The organism is Coprococcus sp. AM14-16 (assembly GCF_003434675.1).
Lineage (GTDB): Bacteria > Bacillota > Clostridia > Lachnospirales > Lachnospiraceae > Coprococcus > Coprococcus aceti.
On record NZ_QTLL01000002.1, the window covers coordinates 164,739 to 188,047 of the forward strand.

Sequence of the window (23,309 nt, forward strand, 5' to 3'; positions counted from 1 at the left end):
CCACAGCTTACATACACTTCCTGTTTATTCTGTCTTATCCGTAAATGCCTTGAGGCAGACGTTACATTTTCTCTCTTTTTCCGCACTGTACCACTGATTTCCATACAGACTTATATAGCCTTCTCCATCGGAGATGTCAAAGCTGTCGGTCATGGAATCCGCATCATACTCTATGGCTATCGGGTATTTGCTGCCCGGCGTGGTTATATGTACTATGACCGCAAATTTCTTTTCATCCGGGAGCTTGACCACATCATCCAGGTTGACCGTGTAGTATCCTGCGTACTCCATCTCGCCTGACGCGACAAGCTTCTTATTTGCCAGATCGTCAGTGTCCTCAAAATTTGTAGCCACATATACTTCATATGTCGTCTTTGCATCAGTAGCATAGAATGACACAGCCTCGAGTTCCTCGCTCTTGCCTGCCGTGTAAACATTTGCAAAATAGGCATTCTCCTGGTCAAATCCAAGAACTCCTACCCAGCCCAGCTTGTCCGACTGGTATATCTTATCGTAGTTGTCTGCGCCCTCAAGTCTGGTGTACACAACGCTGGTCTCGCAAATATGTGCATCATAGTAGGATATATAGAAATATCCGTCCTCGCCAAATTCGGTTCCCCAACTGTTCTTACAGATAAAAGCACCATCTTTCTTCGGCGCCTTGTTAAAGTTGTTCTTGCTGTAATTGTCATCCCATCCTACTATTACCACATCGTGGTTGATTCCCTCTGAACCATCATAATAGTACGCATGAGTCTCCTCGTTGTAATACTCCGAGCTACTGTCGGCATCTATCATATCGCTGTATATCGCAGTCTCCACACCGCCCTTGGTGTACACTGCCTCTTTCACAGCCTTCAGATTCTTGTCGTCAATTATCTCCGCCTCCTGCAAATGCTTCACGGCCTTAAGCTTGGAGTTCGTCTTGTCATCCCCGTACGGATCATCCTTCTCGAGAACCGGTCCCTTCCAGGATGCAAGATATGCAATACTCATCCTGTACTGGCCACCCTCAAACTGTTCAACGCCAAATCCGTTGTTCATGGTCATGTTATCCACAGAGAACTGCAGCTTTTCATCCGGCATAAGAGTTGTCTCAAGCGCAGCCAGCGACGCAAATGCCCAGCATGTTCCCGAGTCTCCCTGGTCTCTGACCTCTGTGACCCTGCCCTCTTTTCTCATGTCGTAGGCGGCCGGCAGCTTACTGTCCTCACCGACCTTCTGCAGGGATACACGGCCTGTGTCATAATTGTACTCACATGTATAGTCAAGCGTGTCCGCTATATACTCTATAGGGACAAATGTCTCGTCATCCTTCTTTATCGGCGCATCCGCGATCTTCACGTCCTTGCCGTCCAGCTCTGCATCCTGGGAATCAAGCACCAGTCTGGCGACTCCTTCATTCCTCTTGATCACGATACTGCCATTCACATACTCTATGTATGTGCACTTCATCTTATCCTTGAGCATCTTCAGCGGCATCATAAGGTGAAGATTATTGCTTACATACGGCTTGTACTCGTCCTCTTCCACCTCACTGCCATTTACATACAGTGTGAGTCCCGCTTCATTGTAATCGCCCGCAAGCTTCTCAGACATGCCGGAAACTGCGTGCTGATCCTCCTCGTTCTTCTCCAGACGTCCCGACGGCTCCTTTGTTCCGTAATACGCCAGAGCACCTATGGCAAGGATCAGAATTATATATACAAATTTCTTCAAGCTTCTTCTCTCCTTCGTTTAGGCGGCTTCGGTCCCATAAACTGATAGAAATATGATTTTATCATTCCGTTGTATATCTTGCGGTTTCTGTCGGCCTTTCTGCCGATATACTTCTCCGCATCCGTATACGATGTGATGAGGAACATTGACCAGTCATCAAGACTCCTATAGCTCTCGCCGATGGTCCTGTACAGCCCAGGCAGAGCCTCCTTCTCCTCAAGTCTCTCTCCGTAAGGTGGATTTGTGATTATAAATCCATACTTCTTCGGATTTCTCAGATCCTTCACATCCCTCTGCTGAAAATGGATGTGCTGCTCCACTCCTGCTGCCCTGGCATTCTCCATGGCACACTTCACCATATCGCCATCCAGATCATATCCCTGTATGTTCATCTTCACATCGCGGTCTATGAGATCATGAGCCTCATCCACCGCATTGTACCATATCTTCTTGTCACAGATCTTGGACCACTCCTGGGCCGTGAACTCCCTGTCCATTCCCGGTGCGATGTGTGCGCCTATCATGGCCGCCTCTATCGGAAATGTTCCACTTCCGCAGAACGGATCTACAAGGACTCTGTCGCTGTGCCACGGCGTGAGCATGATCAGCGCGGACGCCAGCGTCTCCGATATAGGAGCCTTTCCAACCAGCTTTCTGTATCCCCTCTTGTGAAGTGACACACCTGACGTGTCAAGTGCTATGGTCACTATATCCTTGAATATAAATACTCTCACCGGATAGCTTGCGCCATCCTCCGTGAACCATGACACTCTGTATGTCTGCTTCAATCTCTCAACCATAGCCTTCTTGACTATGGACTGTATATCCGATGGACTGAAGAGTGCACTCTTGTTTGATGTCGCCTTGGACACCCAGAATTTTGCATCCCTTGTCAGATACTTCTCCCAGGCGATGGCCTTTGTTCCCTCGAACAGCTCGTCAAATGTGGCGGCCTTGAAGCTGCCACATTTAAGCATGATACGCTCGGCTGTCCTTATAAAAATATTTGCCCTTGCAATCGCACTCTCGTCTCCGGCAAATGTGATCCTTCCGTCCTCCACCTGGACTATCTCGTATCCAAGATCAAGTATTTCTTTTTTCAGTACCGACTCCAGTCCAAAATGACATGGAGCTATAAGTTCTACTCTACTCATTTCCTGCCCTTTCTGTGGGTTGTATATTTGTTCTATCTCTGTCTTGTGAGCGGGCCTCTGTACTGCGCCAAGCCTCCCACCGTGTTGATAACTCTGTATCCATCCTCGCTCATGATGAGCGCAGCCTTCATGCTGCTCACCCCATGAGCACAGTATACCAGCATATATTTGCTTTTGGGAAGAGTATACTCCCTCGCTTCTATCAACTCAAATGGAATATTTACCGCCATGGGGATGTGTCCCTCCAGAAATTCATCGCGGTCCCTGACATCCACTATTATGCCGCCCCTTGCAACAGCTTCACGTATGATGTTGCGTATGGGAATACTTGTGAATCCCATTTCTCCACCTCCTTCATACCGACAGAAAAACCTCTTCTGTTATATGATATGAAGGAAATGTCTCATCGACACAATAAAAACGAAGATCCCGGCAGGCGAAAAGCCAATTCCGTCTGTCGGGACCTTATAATTACTTCTTAAGCTGTGCAAGACGCTCGGCAACCTGCTCAGACATCTCAGTGTACTTGGCAAGCTTTGCCTTCTCCTCCTCAACCTTTGCGGCTGGGGCCTTGTCAACGAACTTTGGATTTGCAAGCATTCCTGATGCACGCTTGATCTCTCCGGCAAGCTTAGCAGCCTCCTTCTCAAGTCGCTCGATCTCCTTGTCGATATCCACAAGCTCCTCAAGAGGAATGTATACAGCGGCATCGTGGATCAGTGCTGATACTGCATTCTCATCGATTCCTGTCTTGTCCTCCTGAACGTGTACCTCGCTGGCATAACCCAGTGTGGCAAAGAAGCTCTTTGATGACTCAAATATATGTCTCACGTCCTTCTTTGCAGATACGACATATACCTTTGCCTTTCTGCTAGGTGGTACGTTCATTCCTGTACGAAGGTTTCTGATGGCACGGACTGCTGCCTTGATAGTGTCAACAGCGGCCTCGTCAGCCTCAAAGTTCCACTCGTCTGTGTACTCAGGCCACTTGGAGATCATGATCGACTCCTCCTCGTCCTGAATGTTGCAGAAGATCTCCTCTGTGATGAATGGCATGTATGGATGAAGAAGCTTAAGTGCCTGGATCAGAACTGTCTTAAGTGTCCAGAGTGCTGCTGCCTTTGTCTCATCCTCATCGTTGTAGAGACGAGGCTTAACCATCTCGATATACCAGTCACAGAACTCCTCCCAGATGAAGTCGTATACCTTGGATACAGCGATACCAAGCTCGAACTTCTCCATGTTGTCTGTCATCTCTTTTGCAAGTGTGTTGACCTTGGACAGAATCCAGCGGTCAGCTATTGTCAGGTCTGACAGCTTCACATTTGTGAAATCTGCCTTCTCCATGTTCATCATGATGAAACGTGTTGCGTTCCAGATCTTATTTGCAAAGTTTCTGGAATTCTCAACTCTCTCCCAGTAGAAACGCATGTCGTTTCCAGGAGCATTTCCTGTTATAAGTGTCAGACGAAGGGCATCTGCACCGTACTTATCTATAACCTCAAGCGGGTCAATACCATTTCCAAGTGACTTACTCATCTTACGTCCCTGGTCGTCTCTTACAAGTCCGTGGATCAGCACATGCTTGAATGGGCTCTTGCCTGTCTGCTCAAGTGCTGAGAATACCATACGGATTACCCAGAAGAATATGATGTCGTATCCTGTTACAAGCACGCTTGTAGGATAGAAATACTCGTACTCCGGAGTCTTGTCCGGCCAGCCAAGTGTTGAAAATGGCCACAGTGCTGATGAGAACCATGTATCAAGTGTATCCTCATCCTGTGTAAGGTGTGTGCATCCGCACTTTGGACATACTGTAGGAGTCTCACGGCTGACGATGGTCTCACCGCACTCGTCACAGTACCATGCAGGGATTCTGTGTCCCCACCAGAGCTGTCTTGATATACACCAGTCACGGATATTCTCAAGCCAGTGGATGTATGTCTTGTCGAACTGCTCAGGCACAAATGAGAGCTCATCTGTCTTGATGATGTCAAGAGCTGCCTGGCCCATCTCCTTCATGCGGACAAACCACTGAGGCTTGATCATTGGCTCTACTGTTGTCTTACATCTGTCATGTGTTCCTACGTTGTGGCTGTGCGGAACTACCTTTACGAGAAGTCCCAGTGCGTCAAGGTCTGCCACCATCTGCTTTCTTGCCTCGTAGCGATCCATGCCTGCATACTTGCCTCCGAGCTCATTTATGGTTGCATCATCGTTCAGTATATTTATCTCCTCAAGATTGTGACGCTTTCCAACCTCGAAGTCGTTAGGGTCATGTGCAGGTGTGATCTTTACACATCCTGTTCCAAACTCCTTGTCAACATATGGATCTGCGATAACTGGGATCTGTCTGTCTGTAAGTGGCAGCTCCAACATCTTTCCTACTATATCTGTGTATCTCTCATCGTCAGGATTTACTGCAACGGCTGTATCTCCGAGAAGTGTCTCCGGTCTTGTGGTTGCTATCTCCACAAATCTTCCAGGCTCTCCAACTACAGGATAGTTGATATGCCAGAAGAATCCGTCCTGCTCCTCATGTATAACCTCAGCATCTGATATGGAAGTCTTACATACAGGACACCAGTTGATGATCCTTGAGCCCTTGTAGATGTAGCCCTTCTCGTACAGTCTTACAAATACTTCCTTGACTGCCTTGGAACATCCCTCGTCCATGGTAAATCGCTCTCTGTCCCAGTCCGCGGATGAACCCATCTTCTTGAGCTGGCTCACGATACGGTTGCCGTACTCTTCCTTCCATGCCCATGCATGCTTTAAGAACTCCTCACGGCCGATCTCTTTCTTATCTATTCCCTGCTCCTTCAGCTTCTCTGTAACCTTGACCTCGGTTGCGATGGCTGCGTGGTCTGTACCAGGCTGCCACAGTGCTGAGTAGCCCTGCATTCTCTTGAATCTGATAAGTATATCCTGCATGGTATTGTCCAGGGCATGTCCCATGTGGAGCTGTCCTGTTACATTTGGAGGTGGCATTACGATCGTAAATGGCTTCTTGCTCCTGTCAACCTCTGCGTGGAAATACTTCTTCTCCTCCCACTTTCTGTAGAGTCTGTCCTCTATCTGGGAAGGATCATATGTCTTCTCTAACTCTTTCATCTCATTCTTCCTTTCTATTCTTCCTGATCTCTTACATGTTGATATATACTTTTACAAAATTTTTCACAAAAAAACCCGCTCTCCGGACATTCTGTCAGAAGGGCGAGTAAATATTCGCGTTACCACCTTGTTTTGTATCTCATCTTATCCTATAACGGGAACGCCCCGGCATGGCTTATCCTTGTTAATTATCTTTCAGCCATGCAGCTCAGAAGCTACCTTCACAAGTCTCTGTCAGGAACGGTCTCACAGCCCACGAACCATTCTCTCTGTCTGACTCCACATGCTACTCCTCTTCGTCACAGCATTTGCATATATCTTCTTTATTCATTGTGATAGTACAACATAGGCTGGCTGTACGTCAAGCACAAAGTCATCCTATCTGGTTTCTGAACTGATCCTTGAGTGCACTCAGGATGGAATTCATACGCCTGTCATAGTCCTCTATGTCGCCGTGCATTCTGTTGTACACAGCCTTCTGGACTTTGTTGTATATGGACATCTCATGTACATCCTCCTTTGAATCAGCGATCTCGTTCATCAGATCGTCCAGGAATCCGGCCGGCATACCGCGCTTTCTTATCTCCCTCTGGAGTGTCGCCGTGTCCACCGTCACCGCCATTACACAGAAGTATTCTATCAATGACTCATTGTTCTTATTCAGCGCAAATGCTCTGATGAAAGCATCCTTTGCCTCCTCAAGCTGAAGATTGCCCGCCAGCGCAACGCCTTTGTTGTGATATATATTTCCAAGGAACTCATCGTACTCACCATGTGACTCCTTGTACTCTATGATGTCATCGTATATGGCGTCAGCCTTGATGTAATGCTTGTACATCATGTAGCTGTCAGCTCTCTTCTTGTCCAGCTCATACGGCTTGAGAGTCCTGATCCTCTTGCACTCGTCCATGAATTCCTTCACTTCATCCTTGCTGTAGAACTCACCAAATGTAAGTATCTCCACCATGATATCCTGGATATACGCATTCTTGGCATTGAGCGCGTCTATCTTGTCCGCAAGATCCTCCATGTCTATGGCCGTTCTCAGCCAGTTGCTGAGTCTGTCCGCAAGGTCGTCTTTACCTATGAGCACCATATTGTTGAATATGTAGTAGCACAGCTCCTCATATGAATATATGGTTATCTTCGTATTGAGGAATGTGTACGGATTGTCCGCTGTCTTTGTCTTACAAATAATAATTCCACTCATATGTGTATCACTCTCCCGGATCAAAATGCTGTCCTCTGAGGTATGACGGGATGCTGAACGCACTCTGCTCATACTCATCGGAATCTTCGTCATCCAGATCCTCTTCATCTATGGTTTCTTCATCGTCCGGCTCTGACTCGTCGATCTCAGTCTCGCTGTCATCTGCATCGTCTGTAATGTCATCTGATTCTGATTCGTCATCATCTACCTCATATGCAACATCCACTGATTCCGTTTCGTCATCATCTACCTCATATGCAGCATCCACTGATTCCGTTTCGTCATCATCAATTTCATCTGAAATGTTCTCAGGATCAGAGACCGCATCATCTTCTAACTCTTCAGCCTCCGTCATATCCGCCGCATCGTCATCAATCTCTTCCACAACATCCTCTGCTTCCGTTCCGAAATCGTCCGGCTCTTCCACAGTCTCCGGCTCCACAGGTGACGCTGTTCCGTAATATACCACAGGCTCTTCATGTACCTCCTGCTCGGCTTCCACCGTCTTTGCATTACCATGCTCCACCGCCGGATCTTCGCCTCTCAGTTCCTCGGTGTCACCCATGCGTATCCTGAGCTCCTCTTCCCTTCGCGCTGCCTCAAGCTTCTCCGCATGCTTTCTCCTGATGGCTCCTATGTCAAATTCTTTTCTGTATATCTTATTTGTGGTAGGATACAAACTTCCAAATCCAAGATCACGGATGACTACCGCGCCCTTATCCGCACCATAATACTCCACGGATATCGACAGCTTTGTCGTCTTCTTTGGTCTCGCCGGAAGTCCGTATATCTCCACAGTCTCCCGCCATTCTTCCTCAGTCAGTATATCCTGGTATACGATCTGTATCCTTCTTGTGTTGTCGAGGAATAACTCTATGCTTCCGCGGGTGTTGAACCACTCAAGCCCGCCGTATGCTATCGGCCAGAACGTCTTCTTCTCATCCATGAGATTTATTCCGATATTTGTCTTGACCGTCTGCTCCGTATCTATAAAATATCTGCTGAGCGCCTCCGTGTACACACCGCCAAGCGATCTGTAACATGCACCCTTTGTATATATATTCTGTCCAACAAATACCCTTCTGCCCTGACACAGAACCGCAGCCGACTGCTTCATCCAGTTGTCAGCAAATCCTATTCCCGTGAGGAATACAGAGGATATAAACACCTGTGACATACATTCCTTAACTATATCCGCAAATGCCTCATCCATATCCTCATGGTATTTTCCAAATCTTTTCATGTTCATCCTGTCATGGAAGTTCACATGCTCAACGGTCACTATCAAAGGATATTTCCTTGTCATATCTATCCTGTAAAAATCCAGCCCGCTCCTGCCGAAATCAAACAGTCCCACGCTGTTATTCCTGAGCGGCTCAGGCTGTGCAAATATATAGCACAGACCACTGTCCAGATGGCTCACTATATTAAACTGGTCATGGGTCAGACGGAGTGCCGACTTAAGTCCTCTGACTGCAGCTATGATGCGCGGATCTGTGTCAGCCACTGTGACTGTCAGTTTCTTTATCACAAAACTCTCAAACTGCTCGGTAAACTGTCTTATATGCAGTATCATCATCTTCACAAGAAGATCTCCCGCCTTATAATTACGCCCCGCAACTTCTATATTCTCATTTCTCAGGGTACGCTCATACACCTGATCCACAACCGTTCCATTTTCCTCGAACCTGCAGGCTGAAGCCTTCGCCCCTGCACACCAGCCAGCCAGATCTATGAACTTGTAAGCTTCACTCTGTCCGTCATCCGACTTTTTGTTGTACGCGCTGTAGAACATGATGTTAGGGAGCATATATGTATCCCTCGCCTCCTTGTGGTACACCGATTCCGGCTCCCGCGTGTCAACATTATAATAACTAAGCTGTGTATATTCCGGGCCAAGATCCAGACCCAGATATAACTGTGTGTCAGACATAAATTATGCCCCTCCTTGTGAAAAATCAAAAAATTAAAGCAACATCAAATTGGCGTCGAAGAAATGGCTGTTGTACAGATATGTGTCCATTGCCTGTATGAGCTCATGGTCATTTCTTGTCTCCTGGCTAACCAGCATGCTATTGATAAGTTCAAAGCTGCTGCTTCCATCCTTATGGAATGTCTCATTTTTGAGTATGTCGCTCTCAACCACGACTGAAGTTCCAACCACTCCATCGATGGAGTAGACAAGCGACTCTCCGTGGAATACGACAACTTCCTTAACATACACTCCCGGAATTATCTCATTCATCCTCTCGGATTTGTAGTTTGCCATACTGCTGCTCTCCTGTCCAAAGCTGTAGCTGACCCATACCTGCTTTCCGCTTTCACCCTTGAATATGACATATGTCTTGAATCTCATATCCCCTGGCAGCTTTACGATCGACTCAAATTTTCTGAAGAACGGAAGTATCTTGCTGTATTCTATAAACTGTTTTACATTTGCCTTGATCCATTCCTGCTGCTCCTCAGTGTATCGTCCACTTCGGTTGCTAAAATAATACAGCAGGCTCATTCTGGATATCTCGTCCTTTATATTGCCCTTGGCGATCTCCTTGTACAGATCCTCCATTATATATGAAGGGATCTTCTGATCCTTTATAAAATACTGGTGCGCGCAATATCTGAGGAAAGCTTTCACCACCATGCCTCGGCTGCGGCCGCGATAGTACACCTCAAATATATCGTATATGGACTCTATATATCCGTCCGCGAACATCATCTGTGCGAGTATGTTCTCAGACAGCATATCAATATTTCTGTAATTTGAATTGACCGACTTGAAGAGATTTGCCATCTCCTCGAGTGATCCGTTGTAATTGTTGATGAGATATGACAGTATCTTCTGTCCGGCGTACCCTCTCCTGTATATATACACGCATATGGATATGAGCAGCCTGCTCTCATCGTATCTCTTGTCATCGATTCCAAACTCGGCTATCTTGATCAGCTCATCTATATCCACATCCACATAGCCAAATCTATACATTCCCTCAAATGCATTCTCATACATATCCAGAGCTATATAATATGTATTTATCCTGGAAGCATATGAAGGATCCACGTAATCCAGATCTATCTTGGACAAATATTTTCCGAGAATGTCCGCATCGAAATTCTCATGATAATACTCAACCATATGGGTAAGCGCTTCCTGTCTCACCCTGTAGCTCACCTCAGGGCAGAGTGCGATATCTCTGGCAAGATTTATCTCCTTTGCATCCCTGTGTGTAAATATATCTATATCGTTGTAGAGGAACAACAGGTATCTGTAATCCCTTGGACTGTACTCGTGACAAATGTCCAGATAGCTCCTCTCGTCTACGATTCTCTCCATTCTGTACTGTACGGTGCTCACATATCTGCCGCCGTTGTCATCCAGAAGTGTGACTATGGCAGACGGCGATATTATCTCTACATATGCCTCACCATTAACCACCGGAACCTTGACCTCTCCGCCAAGCTCACTGTGGGATACCAGTATGTGTGTTATATTCTCATTATCACACACGAACTTTCTCTTGAATATTATGTTGATGAGCTTTGTGGCAAATTCCGGTTTCACCGTATCAGGATCAAGGAATTCATCGTATATGACTGTCAGGTCATCGCTCACATTTCCCTGAAGTATCATCTTCTCCATGAAACGCTCAATGGCAGGGACAAAATCCCTGTACACCGACTTCTGGTTCTCCTTGTTCATGATGACATTTGCATATATATACGCCAGCTCCTCGTCCGTCAAAACGTTCTTGTAACTGAAATATCTGAGTATAGCCTCCGGTATCTCATCGTAGTGGTTTTTGTCCATGCTCCTGATAAAGCATTCATTCAGACCAACATACTTGAGATCCTTGTCCGATGCGTCACTGTAATATCTGTGATAACACGGATCGTACATCTTATTCTTGATCAGTATTCCACAAATGGCATCCAGAGTCGTCCTGTCATGCCTCATATCGTATATCTGCTCAAGCATCTTAAATGCCTGCTCGTCAAAATCCTTCTGTCTCGAAGCAGTCTTGACAAACTCCACGATGACATCCTCTGAGACAAATTCATTTCTCATGCCCCATCTGAGGGCTGCGATCTCAAGCGGTGCGATCTTCTTCATCATGAGAGGCTGCTTGTTGAACATGTCGCATATCTCAAAGTATATTACCGGACTGTTTACACCTGAGTTAAACAGCTTCTGTATATCCTCGTAGAGAACCCATTTGTCCTCTGTATAATTCACATCCACAAATAACAGTATCCAGAAATAGAACAGCCTGTTCTTGTCATTTGCCTCAAACCTTTCTCTTACCATGGCAGCAGTTCTGTCTATAATGAACTTCTCCCTGCGCAGAAGCGACTTCAGGTAACTGAGATAACACTTCTCCATGTCCTCCATGCTTGTGAAATTGGCATCCGCATCTATTCTCAGAAATTCCTGCTCGACAAATTCCGTGTGTCCCTCCAGGATCTGCATATGGAGCAGTCCCAGCCTGTACATGCCATACTCCGGTCTGTATTTTATAAGGGTGTTCAGGGCATCCCTGGTCTCCGCTATGTACTTCTTCAGATCGATCTTGTCCGTTCTGAAGTCAATATATGCACGGATCAGAGCCTCCTCCGCCCTCTTGATGGTGAATCTCGTCTGCCTGCTCTTTGGAGTCATCTTGATGACCTCAGGCTTTCTGATGCTCACCTGTATTCTCATATTCTGATAAGTGTTCCATATATAAATGTAACCCGATGACTCCCCGTCGTGGATCTTCTGCGGATCTATGAGGAAACTGAGGTCAAATGTGTTGCCATCGAAGCTGTTCCACTTCAGCACGCTGGTCTCCGGTATGAGGAAATCGCAGTCCGATGCTATCTTGGTATTCGTGTAGCCCCAGGTGTTCTTGGTGATCGTAACCGATGCCCTGACCAATTCGGATGGCATCTCAACCAGCAGATCGTTCTGAGCCACGGACAGTGTGAGTGCCCTCTTCTTGTGTGTATACACAAGGAATTCCTCCATGGCCTGTCCTATGGACAGTGACATTCCCAGTGTGTCATACACCCTCTGAAGCTTTTCATCCCTGCCTATAAAAGTGCGCACAAAATCCTCGCTTCCGAATATCCTTATGGCATCCTCCCAGTTCTCCTCTGCATATGCTGCAAACTGGAACAGATCCTCGAGCTTCTTACCCTCGACCTGAATATATGGAGCGACTATAGCTATATGATAAGGGATGATAAACTCTCCCCCATCAGTGATTATATTTATATGACCCTTGAAGGATTTGCCTTGCTCGATTCCTCGGGCGTCAAATGAATAGCTGACTCTGTTCTTCCTGCCCACAAATGTGTGACTCTTGAAATCCAGTATATAGCGGCTGTCGTATACCATCAGTTTCACTGCACAACTGTTTGAAGAATCCACTGTAAACTCTCCATCATACACAGTTCCCGCCTCGATATTCAATTCTATCTTGCTGACTGATATGGCTACCGCTGGTCTGTCAACCTTAAACTCACCACGAGCATACTGTTCAACTATTCCCTTCATCGTCTGGTCTCCTGTATCTATTTCTATTGTCTTTTTGTCAAAAATCACTCATAGTGGTTGTATTTGAAGCTTCCAATCGGTATAATTGACAAAAAGACATATATTCAGATTATAACAAAATATTGTCTCTTTTTAAACAATATATACAGAAAAATAACTTAAAACAACTGAAAAAGGGGTTTTTTTATGAAAAATGGGGTTATCAATCTAAAAACAGAGAATCTCCTCAGTCAGGTCGAAACTGTTCGTGCAGATCTTAACATGAATCCACTGGGAGTTCCCGAATCTGTTACTAAAGCTATTGCGGACAACATGAGTCAGTTATCAGTATACCCTGATCACAACACAAAGAAATTAAAGGAGGCCATATCCGCATACTCCGGAGCAAAGACAGACGACATAATCGTCGGCGGCAGCTCCTATGAATTTGTCAAGATACTGTGCGAATTTACCTCGCCTAAGAAAGCTATCCTGATAACACCTGGAGCACAGAATTACGAAAAGCTGCTCTCTATGAACAGCTGTGAGATAATCTACTACTCCACACCTGAGGAGGAGGATTTCACCCTCGACATCGCAGATTTTATATCGAAGTTGTCAGAGGACATCGATATTATATTTATATCGAATCCTAATGGTACAACATCACAGATAATCGATGCAGAGTCTTTGGAATTTATAGCCAAGATATGCGATGGCAATAACATAACCATGGTCGTTGACGAGGAATACATGGATTTTGTTGATGATCTGGAGAGTAATTCTGCCATTCCTCTCACATCGGAATACGAGAATGTTATCGTGCTGCGAAACACAACGAAATTTTTTGCAGTTCCCGGACTCAGGCTGGCATATATGATCACATCGAATTCTGTTCTCAAGAAAACACTTGAGATCACCGGACTGCCATTTGCGATAGGCAAGCTTGTGGAGGCCGCCGGAGTCGCCATGTTCACCGACGAAAAATACATTGCCGAATCAAGAGAGCTCATCAGAACCGAGCGCAACCTTGTGTACTCGGCACTGTCCACCCACAAGTCGATCAAGCTGTACAAACCGGCCGCCAACTTCATACTGATCCGTATCCTGAGGGATGCTATTTCCGCGGGTGATGTGGTGGATTACTGCATGCCAAAGGGTCTTTATATACGAAGCTGTGCTGATATAGGCGGACTTGACAACAAATACATAAGATTCTGTTTTATGAATCCAAAACAGGATGACCTGCTGGTCAACACCGTGCTGGAAATAGTCTAGGAAATTACTGTTTTATTTACAGACAACATAATAATAGAAAAGGAGAATTTAAACTATGGAAAACATGACAACCAAGATCACATCGTCTTATAACAATGCACTGGACATCAAAGTAGTTGACGGACATTTTGCAACTAACCATTCCCACATCAACAGATACATCGATATGACAACCATCAAAAGCAGAAGAAAGATGGCTCTCGCTGCTGCCAAATCCATGGCTACAGAGTATGTTGCAACAACGATCGTTGACACCATCGTCTGCATGGACGGAACAGAGGTTATCGGTGCTTACCTTGCAAATGCCCTCACAGAGAACGGTATCGTGTCCATGAACCAGCACCAGACCATATACATCATGACACCTGAGGTTCATTCTTCAGGCCAGCTCATATTCCGTGATAACCTTCAGCCAATGATCAAGAACAAGAACGTTCTCCTTCTCCTTGCATCGGCAACCACCGGCAAGACAATCAAGCAGAGCATCGAATGTATTGAATACTACGGTGGAAGCATCTCAGGAATATCAGCTATCTTCTCAGCTACAGACGAGGTTGCAGGCCACGAGGTTCACTCTCTGTTCAGCAAGAAGGATATCGACGACTATGCTTCTTATTCCGTTGACGAGTGCCCTATGTGTAAGGCCGGCAAGAAGATAGAAGCCATTGTCAACAGCTATGGTTATTCGATGCTGTAATACCACAGAAACAACACAACCTTTCCCTCGCCGCTCACATAAACTAAAACGGCTGCCTCGATGGCATATGGCCTTTCTTACCGAAAACCACATACCATCAGGGCAGCCGTTTATTTTATATTATTCTATTTCCCAAGATAAAATTTCTTTGACCTTTTATGATATACGATCACTCCGGCCAGTGCACCGATCACCGCTGCCACAATAAACCATGCCCATGTCGGCACATCTTTGATATTGTAGCATCTGATATTGATCCACATCTGGTTGATATCCTTGGTGGCATCCTCATCGAAATACTCCATGACCGCACTTCTCTCTATGGCGTCCTGTGACGGATACTGAGCCCCAAGCTGTCTGTTGACCTGTTCCGCAGGAGCTCTGAGAACGTAGTCAGGATCTGAGTTGTCCCCTGTGAAGAAATATCCAAGTGGATAATCAACAACATCCTCCTCGTCATCCTCTGCACCATAAGTGTAATCCAGATAAGAATATATCGTATCGTCATCCCCACCTGCTATGACTGAGGTATAACCAATGTAATACATGTTGCGGACTGCATTGTCAGGTCTTGACACGAAGTTGATAAACGCCTCGGCCGCCTGCTTTCTGTCAGCGTCACCGTCTATTCCATTTTTCAGCATGACCCATCCGTCAAAGTACAGATTTGTGCACTCCTCAGGGACCGCAAAGTCAAGCTTCACACCATCCTCCTCAGCCTGATCCATGGCATAAACTGCATCTCCTGACCACTGGTAATTCGCGACAACCTTTCCTGTTATCATGTCTGCCTTACCGCTGTCAGTCTCAAATGAATACACATTATCCTTTATGTCCTGAAGAAGATCCTGTGACTTTGCTATAGTCTCAGGACTGACATCGTTCATGATATCCTTGAGCTGCTCTGAGTAATCATCCTGAGCCCTGAATTCAGTGTCCATCAGCTTGTCCCTCTGCAGTGCTCCGACTGCGGCGAAGTAGGAATCTCTGACATTGTCTTTTATGGTGATCTGTTTTGAAAACTTAGGGTTGTTGAGGACTGTCCATGTTCCCGCCTCATCAGCAGTCATCTTCTCCGGATTGTACAGAATTCCCGTAATTCCAAACATGAAGCCAGCTGCATATTTGCTCCAGGTCTCTCCATTTATCTCATGCGTCTCAAATGTATCTCTGATGTATGGCGACACACCATTTATATAATAATTCTTGTCGTTGTTCTCATCGAAAAAGTCATCGGACAAAGGCTCAAGCTTGTTCTCAGACATAAGCTTCATGATCATGTACTCCGAAGGACATACAAGATCATACACATCGCCGAGAGTCAGCATATTATAGAGATCCTCATTGGTGCCGAAGCACGAATACTGAACATTCACCTTCACACCATAATTCTCGTAATACCAGTTCTCGAAATCCTCCACCATGGAATTCTCACCAAATATAGTTGTTCCATTGTCCAGTTCCAGGGCTTCGTCTTCATCCCAACCACCCTCGTCAATGTACTCTTCCCAGCTGCACACCCTGAGAGTGACCTCTTTTTCAGTAGCAGATGCGCCGTCACTCTTGACAGAAGCAGCATCTCCTATATCCTCCGCTGCCATTACCGGCAGCATCTGTCCGGCAAGCAATGAAACAGCCATGACTGCTGCCGCCAGCTTTCTGGAAATCGAACGTCCAAAACATCTATGTCTTATCATCGCTCCACCTCCTTCTTTCTTCCGGCCACATTCATAGCCACAACGATTATGACAACCAATGCAAAAATGACTGTTGAGAGCGCCCACAGGGCTGTCTTGATCTCAGTCTGTGAACCTTTTGTCGCATTTACAACGTAAGTACTTATGGTGTCAAATGTCGCAGGCTTGGTGTATGTCGCGATGAAGTAATCATCCAGTGACAGTGTAACAGCCAGCGCAAATCCCGAAATAATACCCGGAAGTATCTGAGGTATCACTACCTTTGTGAGTCCCTGGAAAGGTGTAGCTCCCAGATCTAACGCAGCCTCATACAGACTGCTGTCCATCTGCTTGAGCTTTGGCACCACTGACAGATATACGAAAGGTGCCGACAAAACCACATGGCCGATGACAAGTGGAACATAGCTGTCCTTGCTCATGCCAAATGCAACTATGAGCAGTATACATATAGAGAAACCTGTCACAACATCTGCATTTACAACAGGCACCTCATTCATGGCATTTATTGATGCTGAAGCCCATTTTTTTGAATAAAAAGCACCTATGGCACCGAGTGTTCCTAGTATGGTTGCTATCAGTGCTGAACCGGCAGCCAGAAGCACAGTTCCAACGATCATTGACCTCAGCTCATCTTTGGTGAACAGAGTCACATAATTGTGAAGCGACCATCCGTGAATGCTTCCGATATTTGCCGATGTCGTAAAGCTGTACACAGCCAGTATCAGTATAGGCATATATATGAGAAGCAGCATAATGCATATAAATATAATCTTAGACCATTTCTTCATTATAACAACGCACCTCCTCTGCTTCCGCCGTCGTCATCCGTGTACTTGTTTGTCACAAGTGTGAATACAAGTATTATCACAAGAAGGACGAGTGCTATCATGGAACCGCCGTTCCAGTTGTATGCTGAGAAGTAGCTTCCTATCAGACTACCCATGATATATGTGCTGTTGTAAAGCATATCAAGCACAACATAGTTAGTCATAGATGGCAAAAATACCATAACTATTCCGCTGACGATTCCCGGAACGGTGAGCGGAAGTGTGACCTTGACAAATGTCTGGAAGCTATTTGCCCCAAGATCCACAGCGGCCTCCATAAGGCTGCCGTCAAGCTTCAATATGGTTGTGTATATAGGAAGTATCATAAATGGCAGGAAATCATATGTCATTCCTATAACCGAATTGAGAAACGGGTGGAATGCCAGATTGCCCTCTATAACCGTGAGTACTTCCTTGAGTGCTGTGATCCTCAGTGTGAAGTTGATCCACATCGGGAGCACGAACATCATGACAATTACCGATTTCCTTTTCATCTCACTTCTCGCAAGTATATATGCGATCGGATATGCCAGCAGCAGACACACCAGAGTAGTCACTATGGCAAGCAGAAAGCTGTATGCCAGAGTACCTATGGTGTTCGGGCTGGTAAAGAATCCTGTCAAATTGTCAAATGTAAACCTGCCCTCGCCGTTGGTGAAGGCATAATAAATAATTACAAACAGTGGTGCAACTACAAAGCATATGAGAAATAATGCGTATGGGATGCCCAGCTGTTTTCTTGAAAAACGTAAGCCGTTCATTTTCATCCCTCCATCTATTTCTTAAGTGAAAACTTCATCTTATCCTCTGGAATTATCAGGCTGACTCTGTCCTCCATGTTCCACAGGTACTCGTCATCCACGATAAAGTCCTCCTCATTGTCAGTTCTCACCACATAGCTGTAGTGGTCTCCCTTGTATATAAGATTGATGATATGTCCGCAGAGTATACCAGCTTCCTCGTCATCACTCATGTCGATATCCTCTGGAAGTATAGATACTATTACCTTGATCTTCTCACGGTCTATCGCCTCACCATTTGCATCCACCAGCACGCCATCCTTCATGGCTGAACCCGGAACGATCTCCGTGAGGTCGCATGATACCTTACCGTCAAATACGCCGAGGGCATAATTTCTATTGACTGAGCTCTCAATCTTGTTGATTGCAGTCTCCGATATCATGATGTGTATTCCATCAGGTTCAACATTGAGGCCAACCTTGTCTCCAACCTTGGCGGACTTTGTGGTCTGAATAACTATCTCATTCCTTCCGGACTCAACGGTGATCTCATAGTGTACACCTTTGAACACAACAGATGTCACAACTCCCTTTACAGCGCCCTGTTCAGGTGTAGTAATCATCACATCCTCCGGTCTTACTACGGCGTCCACCTTTGTTCCAATCTCCACGTCATCCAGACAGACAAATTCTGCACCACAGAATCTTACCTTTAACTTGCCCGTCATGATTCCGTTAAAGATGTTACTCTCGCCTATGAAATCCGCAACAAATGCGTTCTTTGGCTCATTATATATATCTTCAGGAGTTCCTATCTGCTGTATCTCACCCTCGCTCATGACAACTATCTTGTCTGACATGGTGAGTGCTTCCTCCTGGTCATGTGTTACATAGATAAAAGTGATTCCCAGCCTGTCATGCATTCCCTTGAGCTCTATCTGCATCTCTTTTCTCATCTTGAGATCCAGTGCGCCAAGAGGCTCATCCAGAAGAAGTATCTCCGGCTCATTGACAAGAGCTCTCGCTATAGCTATTCTCTGCTGCTGTCCACCAGAAAGCGTGGCGACTTTTCTGTCCTCAAAGCCCTCAAGGTCAACCATCTCAAGGACCTTCTTGACCTTCTTCACGATCTCTGCCTTAGGAAGCTTCTTGAGCTTGAGGCCAAATGCTATGTTGTCAAAGATATTCAGATGTGGGAACAGCGCATACCTCTGAAAGACCGTGTTGATAGGTCTCTTATTTGGTGGAAGCTTGCTGATATCCTGTCCATCCAGTAATATCTCTCCTGAAGTAGGAATCTCGAATCCTGCTATCATTCTAAGTGTCGTGGTTTTTCCGCAGCCTGAAGGGCCTAAGAACGTGACGAACTCGCCTCTCTTCACTTCGAGGTTAAAGCCGTCAACTGCTGTGAATCCATTGTCATAGGTCTTGACAATGTTTTTCAATTCAATGATATTGTTGGAATTATTGTTGTTTTTTTCCATTTATTTCCTCCTTAAGTATCGTGACATACTCCGTCACTTACTTACAGTGCCCCAACAAAGCGCATTTGTCATCTGCCATTCCAAATGGACGACAAGAGCGACCGCCCCGCCGTCAGCGGACAACAAATCCACGCTCCATGTATCACTGCTGTATATCTCACCAGCCCGGGGAGCAAATAACGAAAAGCCTATCTGATAGCTCTCCTCGCATGAGCACAACTTTATCTTGCCCTCATACTGTCGGGGAATCAAAAACATGTTAAGAAAAAACCCCTTTATGATACCGGGTGATGGCATGGATCACGGTTAGTAGCCCTATCCACCTGCCTCTCCATGTCGAGATACATTTTAAGGCACGGTATCCAGGGTAAAATAGCTAACAGACTTCCTATTTTTCCCAAAATCCACGAAGATCATTCTGCATTTTATGCAGAAAAATCGACCCTGTCTCCAAACATTCCGCATATTCGCGGCTGCATCCCTGCAATTTGAAACAAAGTCGATTTATTCTAACATATAATCATTGGTAATGATATATATTTTCATTTAATTCTTTAACAAAACAGGTCGTTACCTGTTATTTCATTCTGAACAATGCCGGAATGACTCAAGAGGCAGTCACATTTTACTGAATCCATCAAATCCGAATCGCTATTCAGATAATAGCTAATAAATTCTAGATCAGAAGTACCGCCAGCTGCACCAGTGCTGACAGCCATATGAGAACCACCAGATATATCTTTGCCGCTTTTGTCATGTCGAACCTCCACACACATCCCTTTTACAACTTGTTATTATTATGTTCTACAAGAGGGGATTTTATGCCTGAGCAGGCACAAGTTTACGCAAAGATCGTGCAAAAATCATCTGATAATCCTTCTTTCCGTTTTCCCATATTTCCATGTATATACATACGTAAGCTTCATCTGCCCGTGCTCTGACTGCCATTCAAGATGTCCGTCTTTCATCCGAAAATCTATGCCCAGCTTGTCCGTGTCTATCTCTCCTGGCTGGTATGTTCCATCTTGACCGTCACGAGATACATCGCTGATACCAGCGACCTCGTATCTCACCTTCTCAACATCCGCCTCCACCTGCGCTTTAGCCATGTAACCAGCCGCAGAAAACATAGCCAGATCAAAAATCACGGATACAAAGCCAGCCAAAAGTACAGTCATTATCTTCTTAAACAGATAGGTTCTTATCTTTCTGTCATCGACTGGTTCAAGCCTTCCTCTATATCTTCTATTGTCAGACTGTCTATAATATACAACTGCCCCAGCCACCCAGAATACAACAACAATACACAGGCATATTCCAGGAATCGACACTCCGGGGAGCCAGCGCCACCACCCTACATAATACTTTATGACCACCACCGCAAAACAGAGTGCACATGCAGCCGTGATACATGCTGATATCACGCTATCCCTGTCCCTTCCATCAACGATGCAATAATCTTCTCGTTCTCTCGGCAGATTTTCCAGCACACAATTATATTTCCTTCTGTCGTCTGGGATCTCATATCCGGCCTTGATCAGTTCTCTCAGGTACAGCCATGCGTCCAGGTAGGCAAGCCACAAACCAGCCATAGGGCAAAATGTAATAACGCTGGTCACCATCATAACATCGCAAAATGTACTGACAATATCATCAAAAAACACACCACAGATCATTCCTGCAAGTGTAGGAACAGATACCACCACCGCGGTGATCAGAATTATACGCATTACGCGTCTGTCATATTTTATCTTCATACGACTTCACCCCATTTTTGAACATCAAATAACTTACTATCTCTTACATGCACTACATCAATGCCAGCCCCACAAACATTTTAACTGCTGTCTCTATGATCTCATCCGGGAACTCGAATCCCGCCGTATGGAGCTGGGCATGATCCTCACCATCGCCTACGCCGAAGAATGCTCCCTTTGTCTCCTGCAGATAGTATCCGAAGTCCTCCGACCACCTCATAGGCTCAGCAAGTTCTGTGACCACAATATTCTGGTCAGCAGCACATTTTCTAAGTTTGTCCACATTCACAGCATGATTTTCCGTTGCCGGGAACCGCTCTATCTCCTGTATATCAAGGGTGAAGCCCCCATCGTCCGCAGTATTTTGTGCAATCTGCTTTATCTCATCCACATACCCGGCAAATACCTTTTCTCTCTCAGCCCTCACCGTCATGCGCAGCGTTCCTTCTGATGCAGCCACACCGTAATTGGCACTTCCAATATCCATTCCGATGAGCGTCATCCTGACAAATCCCCTGCTGCGGTTGTACTCCTCCGTAAGCTTCTCTATCTCCAGCAGCAGCCTGGCAAGCGCGGGCCCCGGATTCTTTCCCGCCTCAGGATATGCCGCATGGCTGGCTGTTCCTATCATATGTATCTCAAGCCCCGTTGATGCGCATGCAAATGTTCCATCTATCGTCAGCACATGATTTCTCGGATATCCCGGTATGTTATGAAGTCCATAAATCTCACCTATATTCTTCTCAATTATAAGATCTCTGCACAGCCTTGCCCCGGCACCAATCTCCTCACCGGGCTGGAAAATGAAATAGACGTCCCTGTGTGTATTTCCGCATTTTTCCATTGCACGGGACAGCCAGGCCGCAGCCCCACATAATATACTGCTATGTCCATCATGCCCGCAGTAATGTCCCGGCTTTCCATCCTGCCCACACACTGCATCCATGTCTGCCCTGAACGCGATCGGTGTTCTTTCTTCATCCCCTATTCTGTCATCAGAAGATTTCAGCACCGCATAAAACCAAGCACCTCTATCCACGATCTCAAGGTCAGTATTCTCCCTGAGAAACGACATGAGCACCGCCTTAGTCCGCATCTCATGCATCGAAGCCTCAGGAATGCTGTGAAGCCTGCGCCTGAGGTCATATATCTTTGTCATAAGCTCTTTGTCAATTTCCATAACGCCTCCGTGCTCCTTCTCATCTATCACAGCCCAAGACACATCCTTATAATACCGAGTATCAGCATATGCACTGGATAGAACAGGTAATTCACCAGCTTATTCTGCCTGCCGCGCTTGCCATTGTATGTCAAAGTCAGTCCAAACCCCAACAGTGCCCACGGTTCCTTGAACATCGCCAGGTAGCAGAACGGTATTGCAATTGCGGACTTTTCATGAAATATATACAGGAAATATCCTATAAGTATGGCGTGGTAGTCATAATCAACCGCAAGATTCATCGATATAAGACACACTATGGCAACTATCGGTATCGTTGCTATAAACCATACTGCCTTGGGAAGCTTCTCCATTTTTTTCCTCAGCACATCAATGATCCATATCATTGCCAGCACCATCGCCAATGTAAACATAATATTATTTGCATTCCATTCAAAGAATACGCCACTGGAGAACATGTCATAAGGGATCTCAGATATCACGCCAAATATAAGCAGCATTCCAAGATACTTCCACTTGTTTCTCGTATGAAAATATCCTTCCACCAGCATATATATGAATATCGGGAAAGCTATCCGCCCCAGGACATCAAATACATCACTTACAGCCGATATTATTCCACCGTCCAGATACGGATACAGCAAAGTCTTATTCGTATGATCTATGAGCATTGAAATGAACGCTATATACTTAAGCTGTGCTCCGGAAAGCAGACCTATACCATTCCATGTTATTTTTCTGCGCGTTTCACAAGCTGCACCCTCTGCCTGCTCAAAGTTATTTTTCATCTTATAATTATGTTCTTTCATGCAATTTCTCCTTTGTTTTCCCAACACTTACTGATGTTTTAGTCCTGATATGTATAGTGGTCGTTTTTAGGCCCCCGCACTGATGCACTACCACACTTTTCAACAGTGTTTACACTATAAGTATAACATAA

The 23,309-nt window shown here is 45.7% G+C and carries 17 protein-coding genes and 1 other annotated feature; of the genes, 2 read left to right on the forward strand and 15 right to left on the reverse strand.

Features of this window, described 5'->3' with window-relative positions:
• Positions 1 to 24: 24 nt before the first annotated feature.
• From DW159_RS06945 to DW159_RS06975, 7 genes are all read right to left on the reverse strand, one after another.
• Complete coding sequence (locus tag DW159_RS06945; protein WP_117549693.1) at positions 25 to 1,719, reverse strand: lectin like domain-containing protein; 1,695 nt, start codon at positions 1,717 to 1,719, stop codon at positions 25 to 27.
• Positions 1,716 to 2,873 (reverse strand): THUMP domain-containing class I SAM-dependent RNA methyltransferase, encoded by a 1,158-nt coding sequence (locus DW159_RS06950; protein WP_117549696.1) that lies wholly within the window; start codon positions 2,871 to 2,873, stop codon positions 1,716 to 1,718. The genes DW159_RS06945 and DW159_RS06950 overlap by 4 nt, the downstream gene beginning before the upstream one ends.
• Before the next feature lie 32 nt (positions 2,874 to 2,905).
• Entirely contained in the window at positions 2,906 to 3,214 is a 309-nt protein-coding gene (locus DW159_RS06955; RefSeq protein ID WP_117549697.1) for a rhodanese-like domain-containing protein, read from the reverse strand.
• A gap of 130 nt (positions 3,215 to 3,344) precedes the next feature.
• Positions 3,345 to 5,987: a valine--tRNA ligase gene (locus DW159_RS06960; RefSeq protein WP_117549699.1), complete on the reverse strand. Its 2,643-nt coding sequence runs from the start codon at positions 5,985 to 5,987 to the stop codon at positions 3,345 to 3,347.
• Positions 5,988 to 6,082: 95 nt separating this feature from the next.
• Positions 6,083 to 6,299: a binding site (T-box leader), on the reverse strand.
• A gap of 61 nt (positions 6,300 to 6,360) precedes the next feature.
• The gene (locus tag DW159_RS06965) at positions 6,361 to 7,197 is read right to left on the reverse strand and encodes a hypothetical protein (protein WP_117549702.1); all 837 of its coding nucleotides are present in this window, start codon (positions 7,195 to 7,197) and stop codon (positions 6,361 to 6,363) included.
• A gap of 7 nt (positions 7,198 to 7,204) precedes the next feature.
• A complete protein-coding gene (locus DW159_RS06970; RefSeq protein ID WP_117549703.1) occupies positions 7,205 to 9,130 on the reverse strand; it encodes a DUF5716 family protein in 1,926 nt (641 codons plus the stop codon).
• Positions 9,131 to 9,163: 33 nt separating this feature from the next.
• A complete protein-coding gene (locus DW159_RS06975) occupies positions 9,164 to 12,730 on the reverse strand; it encodes a DUF5717 family protein (protein WP_022217545.1) in 3,567 nt (1,188 codons plus the stop codon).
• A 186-nt stretch (positions 12,731 to 12,916) separates the two neighbouring features.
• On the opposite strand from DW159_RS06975, the gene DW159_RS06980 reads away from it, so the two are divergent.
• On the forward strand, positions 12,917 to 13,987 hold the full coding sequence (locus DW159_RS06980) for a pyridoxal phosphate-dependent aminotransferase (protein ID WP_117549705.1): 1,071 nt from the start codon (positions 12,917 to 12,919) through the stop codon (positions 13,985 to 13,987).
• 55 nt (positions 13,988 to 14,042) lie between these two features.
• Positions 14,043 to 14,684, forward strand: a complete 642-nt coding sequence (locus DW159_RS06985; RefSeq protein ID WP_022217543.1) for a phosphoribosyltransferase — start codon at positions 14,043 to 14,045, stop codon at positions 14,682 to 14,684.
• Positions 14,685 to 14,809: 125 nt separating this feature from the next.
• Here the strand turns inward: DW159_RS06985 and DW159_RS06990 are convergent, their stop codons facing one another.
• The 8 genes from DW159_RS06990 to DW159_RS07025 form a co-directional block, all read right to left on the reverse strand.
• A complete protein-coding gene (locus DW159_RS06990) occupies positions 14,810 to 16,381 on the reverse strand; it encodes an extracellular solute-binding protein (protein ID WP_117549707.1) in 1,572 nt (523 codons plus the stop codon).
• Entirely contained in the window at positions 16,378 to 17,169 is a 792-nt protein-coding gene (locus tag DW159_RS06995) for an ABC transporter permease (protein ID WP_117549709.1), read from the reverse strand. The genes DW159_RS06990 and DW159_RS06995 overlap by 4 nt, the downstream gene beginning before the upstream one ends.
• Positions 17,169 to 17,969, reverse strand: coding sequence for an ABC transporter permease (locus DW159_RS07000; protein ID WP_015534262.1), 801 nt, complete (start codon positions 17,967 to 17,969; stop codon positions 17,169 to 17,171). Before DW159_RS07000 ends, DW159_RS06995 begins: the two co-directional genes overlap by 1 nt.
• A gap of 14 nt (positions 17,970 to 17,983) precedes the next feature.
• Complete coding sequence (potA, locus tag DW159_RS07005) at positions 17,984 to 19,432, reverse strand: polyamine ABC transporter ATP-binding protein (RefSeq protein WP_117549711.1); 1,449 nt, start codon at positions 19,430 to 19,432, stop codon at positions 17,984 to 17,986.
• Positions 19,433 to 19,465: 33 nt separating this feature from the next.
• A complete protein-coding gene (locus DW159_RS07010) occupies positions 19,466 to 19,690 on the reverse strand; it encodes a hypothetical protein (protein ID WP_015534264.1) in 225 nt (74 codons plus the stop codon).
• A 605-nt stretch (positions 19,691 to 20,295) separates the two neighbouring features.
• Entirely contained in the window at positions 20,296 to 21,189 is an 894-nt protein-coding gene (locus tag DW159_RS07015; protein ID WP_117549713.1) for a hypothetical protein, read from the reverse strand.
• Positions 21,190 to 21,241: 52 nt separating this feature from the next.
• Positions 21,242 to 22,399: a M20 metallopeptidase family protein gene (locus DW159_RS07020; protein ID WP_117549715.1), complete on the reverse strand. Its 1,158-nt coding sequence runs from the start codon at positions 22,397 to 22,399 to the stop codon at positions 21,242 to 21,244.
• A complete protein-coding gene (locus tag DW159_RS07025; RefSeq protein ID WP_117549717.1) occupies positions 22,396 to 23,178 on the reverse strand; it encodes a TraX family protein in 783 nt (260 codons plus the stop codon). The genes DW159_RS07020 and DW159_RS07025 overlap by 4 nt, the downstream gene beginning before the upstream one ends.
• Positions 23,179 to 23,309 lie beyond the last annotated feature (131 nt).

Coding starts and splice junctions, on each gene's coding strand:
- DW159_RS06950 (WP_117549696.1), bottom strand. CDS start 2,873: ATGAGTAGAGTAGAACTTATAGCTCCATGTCATTTTGGACTGGAGTCG.
- DW159_RS06955 (WP_117549697.1), bottom strand. CDS start 3,214: ATGGGATTCACAAGTATTCCCATACGCAACATCATACGTGAAGCTGTT.
- DW159_RS06960 (WP_117549699.1), bottom strand. CDS start 5,987: ATGAAAGAGTTAGAGAAGACATATGATCCTTCCCAGATAGAGGACAGA.
- DW159_RS06965 (WP_117549702.1), bottom strand. CDS start 7,197: ATGAGTGGAATTATTATTTGTAAGACAAAGACAGCGGACAATCCGTAC.
- DW159_RS06970 (WP_117549703.1), bottom strand. CDS start 9,130: ATGTCTGACACACAGTTATATCTGGGTCTGGATCTTGGCCCGGAATAT.
- DW159_RS06975 (WP_022217545.1), bottom strand. CDS start 12,730: ATGAAGGGAATAGTTGAACAGTATGCTCGTGGTGAGTTTAAGGTTGAC.
- DW159_RS06980 (WP_117549705.1), top strand. CDS start 12,917: ATGAAAAATGGGGTTATCAATCTAAAAACAGAGAATCTCCTCAGTCAG.
- DW159_RS06985 (WP_022217543.1), top strand. CDS start 14,043: ATGGAAAACATGACAACCAAGATCACATCGTCTTATAACAATGCACTG.
- DW159_RS06990 (WP_117549707.1), bottom strand. CDS start 16,381: ATGATAAGACATAGATGTTTTGGACGTTCGATTTCCAGAAAGCTGGCG.
- DW159_RS06995 (WP_117549709.1), bottom strand. CDS start 17,169: ATGAAGAAATGGTCTAAGATTATATTTATATGCATTATGCTGCTTCTC.
- DW159_RS07000 (WP_015534262.1), bottom strand. CDS start 17,969: ATGAACGGCTTACGTTTTTCAAGAAAACAGCTGGGCATCCCATACGCA.
- potA (WP_117549711.1), bottom strand. CDS start 19,432: ATGGAAAAAAACAACAATAATTCCAACAATATCATTGAATTGAAAAAC.
- DW159_RS07010 (WP_015534264.1), bottom strand. CDS start 19,690: ATGTTTTTGATTCCCCGACAGTATGAGGGCAAGATAAAGTTGTGCTCA.
- DW159_RS07015 (WP_117549713.1), bottom strand. CDS start 21,189: ATGAAGATAAAATATGACAGACGCGTAATGCGTATAATTCTGATCACC.
- DW159_RS07025 (WP_117549717.1), bottom strand. CDS start 23,178: ATGAAAGAACATAATTATAAGATGAAAAATAACTTTGAGCAGGCAGAG.